Raw genomic sequence first — 294 nt, 5'->3', positions numbered from 1 at the left:
AAAACGCGTACCGCCCATGCTGCGCAACTGGTCCAGCACCATCGGCCGATAGGCCACTGGCAAAGAACGGAAATAACTGACGCTGGCACTCATCGAATGGGCCAGGCTGCCGGCACTGGCGCGCAAGCCTTGCAACTGGCTGGCACGTAGCTGGGCGACCCAGATGACGCTGGACAAGCCCTGCGCCAGCAGTACCACCAGCAAGGTCAGCAGCAGCATGCGCCCCAGCAGCGAGCGTGGCAGCAGGCGCCAACGCCGCTCAGCAAGCACAGCAGACATGGGCAGCCAGCAGGT

At 64.3% G+C, this 294-nt stretch carries 1 pseudogene; it reads right to left on the bottom strand.

Annotated features, from left to right (window positions below):
* Window positions 1-243: pseudogene (locus tag SB765_RS28945) on the bottom strand (two-component sensor histidine kinase); the annotation flags it as partial.
* Window positions 244-294: the final 51 nt, after the last annotated feature.

Source organism: Pseudomonas sp. SIMBA_067 (assembly GCF_046534675.1).
Taxonomy (GTDB): domain Bacteria; phylum Pseudomonadota; class Gammaproteobacteria; order Pseudomonadales; family Pseudomonadaceae; genus Aquipseudomonas; species Aquipseudomonas putida.
Note: the sequence above shows the minus strand (reverse complement) of the source record. Positions and strands in the feature narration are given on the sequence as shown.